Raw genomic sequence first — 9,386 nt, forward strand, 5'->3', positions numbered from 1 at the left:
CGCCTTTTCTTGGCCCACCTTCTTTTGGCGACGCAAAAGAAGGTGGGTGCGCCGCCGGGCGCACATCCCGGCTTCCGCCCTCAATCCAGGCACAAGAGGCAAAAGAAGCGCTGAACTCAACGCGCCGGCGAAGCCGCCGAAGCAGCCGAAGCAGCCGGCGTCGCATCACTGGCCCCAGCCGCCGGTGCCGCGACGGGCGGTGTCACCGTCACCCGCGGCACCCACCGATCCAGCCAATGCGCCCGCCAAGCCACAAACACCACCACAACCACTGCAACCAACACGCCCAGAGCCACCCACACAGGGCTTTGGGACTCCGCAAACGGATCATCGAGCATGCGCCGTGCATTGGCCGGCACCTTGGCCACCTGCGACAGGGAACCGCCCAACCGCGTGTTCACCCGCATGCGCCCATTGATCGCCCAGCCACTGGCATCCAGGATCGGCCCCAGGCTGCGCTGGCGCAGCTTGAGCCAGGCGATCAGCATGCTCGGCCCCGAGATCGCGAGCACGATGCCGATGAGGGCCAGGGGGATCCACACCCCCAGGTCCACGAACTTGCCGAAGATGCCCACCAGCACCGCGCTGATGCTGCCCAGCGCCACGCCGATGGCCGCCACCGTGCCCACGTCGGTGCGGCGCGGGGTACCGGGCACGGTCACGCTGCTGGCGTTGGTGCCCACCGTCTTGAGATCGGTGCTGGCCAGGGTGCTGGCGGCCGTGCCCAGTGACTTCTGCGCGCGCGCATCGCTGGCCGATGCACGCTTGGCCACCTGCTCCTCGACCATGCGCACGAACTTCTTGTAGGGCGAGAAGAAGGCCTGGCGGATGCTCGTGGGGTTCTCGATGATGCGGGTGATGGTCGCATCCCAGTCCTTGCCATCGCGGTCGTAGAACACGCCATTGCGGCCTACGAAGAGGAAATCCACGTCGCCTGCGGTGAACGCCGCCACGATGCCCATCTTCTGGCCCTTGCGCGTGCAGTCGCAGTAGGCCAGGTAGGTCTTGGCCAGGCCGGCCAGCTTGGCGTGGCGCGCGGCGTCGGGCACCTGCACCACCAGGTCGCAGCTGCGCGCATCCAGGTACAGGGTGCCGGCCTGGAAGATGGCGCCCCGGCGCTGGTAGAAGGCCGAAAACGAGACGAAATTGTTGAGCAGCTCCAGCAGGTCGCGCTTGAAGCGCAGCAGTTTCTCCAGCCCCAGGGCCTGCTCGTTGTGGGCCTGCTCGGCTTCGTCTTCGCCGATCAGGGCCATCACGCGCTGCTCGGCATCACCCGCGAGCAAGGCCTCGCGCACGTCTTCGTCCAGCGTGTCGAGGCGGGTGGCGGGGCGGTCGGCCAGCCATTGCTGGCAGGGGGCCAGCGATTTCTGGATCAGTTGCCATTCGTCCTGCGTGAGGCTTTCGGCGTTGCTGCGCGCCAGCAGGGGCTCCACCGTGCGCTCGCGGAAGTTGCGCAGGGCCTTGGCCCAGGCCGGGTTCACGCCGTGCCGCAGGGGCAGGGTGCCCCCGGGGGTGATGGGGGCCAGGGGCAGGGTGGTGATGGCTGGCGAGGCCAGGCCCAGGTCCTGGCCCGCCATGGCGCTGTAGCCGTCGAGCGAAGGGTTGAGCGCCGTGGCGGCACGCGGGTCGTAGGCGGCCAGGCGGGTGCGGGCAAAGAAGTCCTCCACCTTGGCCGCCACGGCGTTCATGGCCTCGGTGGCGGCCAGCGTGCGGTCGCCCAGGGCCAGGCCGGTGGTGGCGCCGCGCGCCTGGGCGGCCCAGGCCCTGAGCTGCCCAAGTTCTGCAAAGAACGCCTCGGCACGCTGGCGGTCGATGCCGGGCAACTGCTTGTCGGTGGCGGGCGGAATGCTGCCGTGGGTGGTGATGATGTGGGCGATGGCCTCGCGGGCCACGCTGTCGTCCTTGCCCGCGGTGTCCACGGTGATGATGCCGTCGCCGTTGAAACGCATGCCACTGAGCTGCTGGCTGCGTTCGAGCACGTCGGCCAGCGCAATCGCCGTGGCCTCGGGCCGGCCGGCCATGGCCAACAGGCGCCTGGCCTCCGCGGCCAGCGCGGCGCCTTCTTCTGTGCCGTCGTCGATGGCGCTGATCTCCAGCGTGTCGCCGGGGCGTGCCAGCTCGTCCGCGCTGCGCAGCTGCGCGCAGGCCCAGGCGCAGGCCGCCAGCAGTTCGGGCGGGCGGATGCGGCCATCCTTGTCGGTGTCGATCAGGTCCAGCGTGCGCTCGTCGAACTCGATGCCGCGGGTGGGGCAGGCCAGGGCTACCCAGAGTTTCTGGTCCAGCTCGGCCAGGTGGGCGATGTCCTCGCCGCTCTGGATGATGACCTGGTCCACGCCGCCGGCGCGAAAGAACTGCCAGGCATGCTGGGGTGGCGGCTGCTCGGGCTGCAGCGGGGCACGGTGGGTGGGGAGGGCGGTGGCGACGGTCGGCTGCGGCTGCGGGTCCATGCCTTCATTGTCGGCAGCCAGCGCCCTTTGCTGCCCCGGACCCGGGCGAACAGGCCTGTAGGTGATCGCCTACGAGCGCGACACGCTGGCGCCCAGCCAGCGCAGCGGGTTGAAGCCCGTCACCAGCCCTGTGGCCACCAGCACCAGCAGGCCGCCCCAGAGCATGCCCGGGCCCAGAGCCTCGCCCAGGAACAGGTGGCCCCAGGCCACCCCGAACAGCGGGATCATGAAGGCACTGCTCATGGCCGCCACGGGCGAGACCTGGCTGAGCACGCGCAGGTTGAGCCAGTAGGCCAGGCCCGAGGTGACGATGCCCATGACGGCCACGGCGGCCAGGGCCGTGGGCGTGAACCGTGCCTCGGGCAGGCTCCACGCCGCGCCAGGCAGCAGCATGACCAGGGCCGTGCCGTGGATGCCGGCCGCAATCGCCAGCGGCGGCATGCGCGTGGTGGCGCGCTTCATCCAGGGGGTGGAGACGCCGTAGCAGGCCGATGCCGTCATGCACGCCAGGGCGGCAATGATGAGGGCGGGTGTGGGCGTGACCGGGCCCAGCTGCACGATGAGCGCCACGCCGACAAAGCCGCAGAGGCAGCCCAGCCACTTGCGCGCGCTCAGCGTGTCCTCCTTGAGCCAGGCTGCGGCGATCACGCTGAACGGCACGGCCATGGTGTTGAGCAGCGAGCTGTAGCCCGCGGGCAGGTACAGCGCCGCCCAGGAGTACAGCAGGAAGGGGATGGCCACCGTGAGCGCACCGAGACCGAGCAGCTCCCGCCAGTGGCGCCAGGGCCAGCGCTCGCCGGCCACGCGCATGATGAACATCAGCGTAAGCGTGGCCAGGCCGATGCGCAGCGCGGCCATGACATTGGGCCCGAGCACGGGGCTCGCGACACGGATGAAAAGGAAGGAGGCGCCCCACAGGGCAGACAGCAGCACCAGCTGCAAAAAATGGCGGGTCTTCACTGGTGCATTGTCATGCAGCCCGGCAAAGTCTGCAGGCTGCGTGCTACTTGCGGACCTCGTCGACCATGGCGCGGAAGTCGTCGATGTCCTCGAAGCTGCGGTACACGCTGGCAAAGCGGATGTAGGCGATCTTGTCGAGCTTTTTGAGCTCGCGCATCACCAGTTCGCCGATGCGGCTGGAGAGCACTTCGCGCTGGCCCAGGTTGAGCAGCTTTTCCTCGATGCGCTCGATGGCGCTGTCGATCTGCGTGGTGCTCACGGGGCGCTTGCGCAGCGCCAGGTTGAACGAGCCGAGCAGCTTGCCGCGCTCGTACTCGATGCGCCGGCCGTCCTTCTTGACGATGGCCGGGAAGTTCACTTCCGGCCGCTCGTAGGTGGTAAAGCGCTTGTCGCAGGCACCGCACTGGCGCCGGCGGCGGATGAAGTCCCCTTCTTCAGACACCCGGGTTTCGACGACCTGCGTTTCCTGGTGGCTGCAAAAAGGGCACTTCATGGCGGGGCGGGATCAGCCGTAGACCGGGAAGCGGGCCGTCAGCGCATTGACCTTGGCACGCACGGCGGCGATGTTGGCCTCGTCGCGCGGGTTGTCCAGCACGTCGGCGATCAGGTTGGCGGTGATGCGCGCTTCTTCTTCCTTGAAGCCGCGCGTGGTCATTGCCGGGGTGCCGATGCGCACGCCGCTGGTCACCATCGGCTTTTCAGGGTCGTTGGGGATGGCGTTCTTGTTGATGGTCATGTGGGCGGAGCCCAGCACGGCCTCGGCTTCCTTGCCGGTGATGCCCTTGGCGCGCAGGTCGACCAGCATCACGTGGCTTTGCGTGCCGCCGGAGACGATGCGCAGGCCGCGGGCGGTCAGCGTTTCGGCCACGACCTGGGCGTTCTTGATCACCTGCTCCTGGTAAGCCTTGAAGTCGGGTTGCAGTGCTTCCTTGAAGGCCACGGCCTTGGCCGCGATCACGTGCATCAGCGGGCCGCCTTGCAGGCCGGGGAAGATGGCGCTGTTGATGGCCTTCTCGTGCTCGGCCTTCATCAGGATGATGCCGCCGCGCGGGCCGCGCAGGCTCTTGTGCGTGGTGCTGGTGACCACGTCGGCATGGGGCACGGGGTTGGGGTACACGCCCGCGGCGATCAGGCCGGCGTAGTGGGCCATGTCCACCATGAAGATCGCGCCCACGTCCTTGGCCACCTTGGCAAAGCGTGCAAAGTCGATGTGCAGGCTGTAGGCCGAGGCACCGGCGATGATGAGCTTGGGCTTGGTCTCGTGCGCCTTCTTCTCCATGGCGTCGTAGTCCAGCACTTCATTGGCGTCGAGGCCGTAGGAGACCACGTTGAACCACTTGCCCGACATGTTCAGCGGCATGCCGTGCGTCAGGTGGCCGCCTTCGGCCAGGCTCATGCCCATGATGGTGTCGCCGGGCTTGAGGAAGGCCAGGAACACGGCCTCGTTGGCCGAGGCACCGCAGTGCGGCTGCACGTTGGCGGCATCGGCGCCGAAGATCTTCTTGACGCGGTCGATGGCCAACTGCTCGGCCACGTCCACGTGCTCGCAGCCACCGTAGTAGCGCTTGCCGGGGTAGCCTTCGGCGTACTTGTTGGTCAGCTGGGTGCCCTGGGCCCACATCACGGCGGGGGAGGCGTAGTTCTCGCTGGCGATCAGCTCGATGTGGTGCTCTTGGCGGGCGTTCTCGGCCGTGATGGCGGCAAAGAGTTCGGGGTCGGCTTGTTCGACAAGAATATTGCGGTCGTACATGGTGTGGCAGTCCTATGAACTTGTGTCCCTTGAAACAAGGGCTGCCCAGGCGAACGGCTGAACGCGGCGGGCATGACACCCGTGCGGCACGCTCCCCAGTGGTTCACAAGAGGCAAGCCCTTGTCGGTTTCCACGTCAGCGGCAGCCCGGTTGCGGGGCTGCGCCTATCGCCAGTTGCGTACCTGCGTAGTGTATCCCAGGCAGCGCTGCCGCTCCAGCAGGGCGGCCCGCGGCCGTGCGCTCATCAGGATGGCTGCGAGAGCAGGGCCACCTTGTCGCTGCCACTGTTGGCGGGCGAGGCGGAGGCCGGCAGCTTGGCCGAGGCCGGAACCGATTGCACCGGCGCCTGCGTGGACAGGGTCGGTGGCGGGTTGGTCGGCAGGGCGCGACCGCCGGCCACCTGGCGCAGGCGGAAGTGCTCGGCCAGCACCTTGGCGGTGTAGCCGCCGTCGTCGGGCAGGTTGGCTGCGCCCACGTAGTAGCGCAGGCCGCCTTCGAGCGAGCCGGCGCGGGCGATGCATTCCTGCAGCACCTTCACGCCCACGCGCAGGTTGGTCACGGGGTCGAAGGCCGCGAAGTGGCCGCCGAAGTTCTGGTACTTCTCGGTGTGCACGGTGGTCATCACCTGCATCAGGCCCTGGGCTCCGACGGCGCTTTGCGCGAACGGATTGAAGTTCGACTCGATGGCCATGATCGCCAGGATCAGGGTCGGGTCGAGCTTGTTGCGGGCGCCGAGTTCATAGGCCTCGGCCACCAGCACGGCGAGCGGCTCGGGGGCCACGCGGTACTTCTTGCTCAGCCAGAACGCCACGGCTGCCTGTTCCTTGGGCAGGTCCTTGGGGTTGCCGGCGGTGGCGCGCTCGCTCGCTTCGGGTTCGATGGGCATGCCCAGCACAGCGACCTGGCGTGCCTGCAGCCAGTTCATGAGCCTTTCTTCTCCGGCCTGGCGCAGGTCGGGCCGGGCGGTCAATGCGATTACGACGAATGCAACGGTCAGCCCGATGAGGGCGAAGCTGCTGTGGGTGATTTCAAGAAAACCTTCGGTCACATCGGCTGCGAAAGTTCGCACGCCGGAGACGATTTTTCCTGACGCTGTCATAGCTCTTCCTTTCTGGGGCGCTTCCCTGAGGCCCTGCCACCACGGGTGGTTGGCAGGATCAGGCGTATCACCTGGATTGGTACGCCATCAATTTCAGGGCCTGCAAAAAGCAAGAAAGGCCGTGAGTTGACTTAGCCGGGTTCGGCAGCGGGTTGGGGTTTTTACTAGCCATTTTTGAGGCTGGCGGATTCTAGGAGGTCACCAAATACCTAGTCAATACTAACAACATCAATCGTTAGATTAAAATAGAATGAAAAATCTGTTAGAAAACACAGGGTTTTGCTGTTTTTCGCCCGAAGCGGCGGCCCGGCCGATCACAGGCCGGTGACATCCATGTGTCAAATTCAATCGGCTTTTACCGCGCCATTGCAAAACCGGGTTGAGGTTGACTGCCGACTTTGGTAAGGTTCAGTTGCCTGTTGATTTCAGGCATCGCCAGACGAAGCGAACTCTCCCGCCGATGGGCATTCAGTGCCGCGGTGCAGCAGATGAAACTTCCACGGCACCCCCTGGAGGCAATACCTTGCCTCCTCGCATGGTGGACCTTCATCTCCGCCTTGCGAAACGATGGCAAAGACCGTTGTGTCAGCCGTCAAGCCCGGGAGACTGTCCACTTCGGAAAGTCCCCCGGGCTTTCTCGTTTGTGGGCGGGCGCCTGGCTTCGTGCCGTGGTTCCAGCGCGGGCGCGCAGGCCTTTGCAGGCGCCTGCGCAGCGTCTGCCAGCGGGCCCCAATGGTCCGGCATTGAACTGCCTCAAGGCATTGAATGGGCCCTTGCCGCATATATATAGATAATGGGGGCAATTCCCAGAGTGGGCACAGGCCCCTCTGAGACACCGCAACCCTGCGAAGCAGGGTGCAGATGCCCGCGCACCGGGTGGCCCTGGACAGAGGACTCCCCAGAGGATTCATGGCCAGGACGGCTGGTGGCCCGCCTGCACGAACCCGGTGAAAATAGCCCGTTTTCTGCCATGTACCTGCTTTGGGTCGGCGCGAGCCCCGGTGGCCTTGCGCGTCCGCCCGGATGCAGGGATGGCCGTTCGTAATCCATTGGATCCATGTTTCCATTTTTTTCCCGCAACAAAATGTCCGACGCACCTGAAGTGAATCCGGCCCCGGCCAAGACCCAAGAGGCGCATCCCCTGGATGCACTGACCGGCGGCGCCTTCTCTGCCGCCACCTCGGGCGAGCGCGCCTCCCGCATCCGCGACTGGCTGGCCACGCAGCCGGCGCAAGAGCAATTGCAGGAAGTGTTCAAGGAGCTGAGCGGCCGCGACAAGGGTGCCGCCCGTGCCGTGCGCGAACGCCTCGACGAGATCCGCCGTGCCAAGGGCCAGGAAGCCATTGCCGCCGAATGGGCCGAAAAGGCCCAGGCCCTGCTGGCTGCGCCCAAGCTCAACATCGCCGATGCCCTGGCATGGCAGCGCGACGCGGCCAAGGCCGGCGCCCCGCTGTCGCGCGAGCCGCTGTCCCTGCTCAAGGTGCAGGTCGCCGACCGGGTGAAGGTCATCGAAGACCTGCAGCACCGCGTGCAGGTGCAGCGCGAGGCCGCCGTGCTGCTTGCGCAGCGCATCGAAGTGCTCTCCACCAAGCCCTGGCGCGACGCGCATGCGGCGCTGGAGCTGCTGCGCGCCGACGTGGCCCGCTGGCAGGAACAGGCCCAGGAGCTGACCGGTGATGCCAGCTGGGCCAGCGTGGAGGCGCGCTTCCCGCCGCTGCTCGATGCCTCGCGCACGCAGCTGCTGGTGGTGTGGGATGCCTTCCAGCCCGCCGTGGCCCAGGCCGCGGCGGCCGCGGAAGACGCCAATGCCCCCCTGCCTCCCGTGCCCGTGTGGGCTGACGAATTGCGCGTGGCCCGTGGCCTGCCCACCGAGGCGGCCGCCGCCGCAGCAGCGGCACCGGGTGCTGCGGCCAAGCCGGCCCGCACGCCGAACAAGCCCAAGGTCGACCCCGAAGTGCGCGACAAGGCCGTGCAGGCCGTGCGCGACGCCCTGGTGGTGCTCGAGAAGGAAACCGCCGAAGGCCATGGCAAGGCCAGCGCCGGCGCTGCTGCCGCGCTGCGCGCCGTGCTCAAGAACCACGGCAAGCACATCGACGCCGCGCTGGAGCAGCAGGTGCACACCGCCCTGGTGGCTGCCGGCGAGCTCGAAGGCTGGCAGCGCTGGGGCGCCGACCAGGTGCGCGAGGACCTTGTGGCCAAGGCCGAAGGCCTGCTCAACCGCCCCGAGGGCCAGGCCCTGGGTGGCCGCAAGATGCAGGAAACCCTGCGCGCGCTGCGCGAGCAATGGAAGCAGTCCGACCAGGGCGGTGCGCCCAACCACGGCCTGTGGAAGAAATTCGACGAGGCCTGCAATGCCGCGCACAAGGTCGTGGAGGCCTGGCTCGACAAGATCCGCGCCGATGCCGCCGAGCACAAGGCCCAGCGCCTGGCGTTGATCGAAGAGGTCAAGGCCTGGACGCAGGAGCATGCCACCTCGGGCGACTGGAAGGCCATCAACCGTGCGCTGTACCAGTTTGGTGACCGCTGGCGCGAAGGCGGCCATGTGGGCGAGAAGATCTTTGCCGAGCTGCAGCCGCTGTGGAAGCAGGCCATCGCCGGCGCTGCGGCGCCGCTCGAAGCCGCCCAGAAGGACAGCCTGGCCCGCCGCCACGCGATGATCGACGAGGCCGTGGCCCTGGGTGCTGCTCCTGCGCTGCGCATCGACGCCGTCAAGGCGCTGCAGCAGCGCTGGCAGGCCGAGGCACAGACCGTGCCACTGGACCGCAAGCATGAGCAGAAGCTGTGGGACGCGTTCCGCAAGCCCATCGACGAAGCCTTCAACCGCAAGTCGGCCGACCGCGAAAAGGCCGTGACCGAGCTGAGCGCGCGCGACCGCGTGGTTCTTGACGCCTCCAAGGCCCTGGAAGCCGCCAATGCCACGGGCGATGCGCAGCAGATCCGCGCTGCCGTGCAGGCCCTCGAAGCCGCTCTGCGCGGCCAGGCCCAGGCCGCCGAGGCGGCTGCCTCCGCGCAGAAGAGCGAGCAAAGTGCTGCCGCGTCGGTGGCGCAGGCCGATGAGGCTGCCCCTGCAGCCGGCGATGGCGAGGCGCCCGCGGCCGAAGAGGGTGGCGAAGCGGCTGCTGCTCCTGCC

General features: G+C 67.5%; 6 protein-coding genes and 1 riboswitch. Of the genes, 1 reads left to right on the forward strand and 5 read right to left on the reverse strand.

What is annotated here, in order from left to right; genetic code table 11:
• Positions 1–116: 116 nt before the first annotated feature.
• The 5 genes from PMI14_RS17795 to PMI14_RS17815 form a co-directional block, all read right to left on the reverse strand.
• Positions 117–2,447: a hypothetical protein gene (locus PMI14_RS17795; protein ID WP_007856644.1), complete on the reverse strand. Its 2,331-nt coding sequence runs from the start codon at positions 2,445–2,447 to the stop codon at positions 117–119.
• Between the two features lie 69 nt (positions 2,448–2,516).
• Positions 2,517–3,407, reverse strand: a complete 891-nt coding sequence (locus PMI14_RS17800) for a DMT family transporter (protein ID WP_007856646.1) — start codon at positions 3,405–3,407, stop codon at positions 2,517–2,519.
• 43 nt (positions 3,408–3,450) lie between these two features.
• Positions 3,451–3,900, reverse strand: a complete 450-nt coding sequence (gene nrdR / locus PMI14_RS17805; RefSeq protein ID WP_007856647.1) for a transcriptional regulator NrdR — start codon at positions 3,898–3,900, stop codon at positions 3,451–3,453.
• 12 nt (positions 3,901–3,912) lie between these two features.
• Positions 3,913–5,157 (reverse strand): serine hydroxymethyltransferase, encoded by a 1,245-nt coding sequence (glyA, locus tag PMI14_RS17810; RefSeq protein WP_007856648.1) that lies wholly within the window; start codon positions 5,155–5,157, stop codon positions 3,913–3,915.
• A gap of 36 nt (positions 5,158–5,193) precedes the next feature.
• Positions 5,194–5,345: riboswitch (ZMP/ZTP riboswitch) on the reverse strand.
• A 56-nt stretch (positions 5,346–5,401) separates the two neighbouring features.
• Positions 5,402–6,256 (reverse strand): lytic transglycosylase domain-containing protein, encoded by an 855-nt coding sequence (locus tag PMI14_RS17815; protein WP_007856649.1) that lies wholly within the window; start codon positions 6,254–6,256, stop codon positions 5,402–5,404.
• Between the two features lie 1,057 nt (positions 6,257–7,313).
• On the opposite strand from PMI14_RS17815, the gene PMI14_RS17820 reads away from it, so the two are divergent.
• Positions 7,314–9,386 (forward strand): DUF349 domain-containing protein (locus PMI14_RS17820; RefSeq protein WP_035204364.1); only part of this gene is annotated, 2,073 nt, incomplete at its 3' end.

This window comes from Acidovorax sp. CF316 (assembly GCF_000276605.1).
GTDB lineage: Bacteria > Pseudomonadota > Gammaproteobacteria > Burkholderiales > Burkholderiaceae_C > Acidovorax.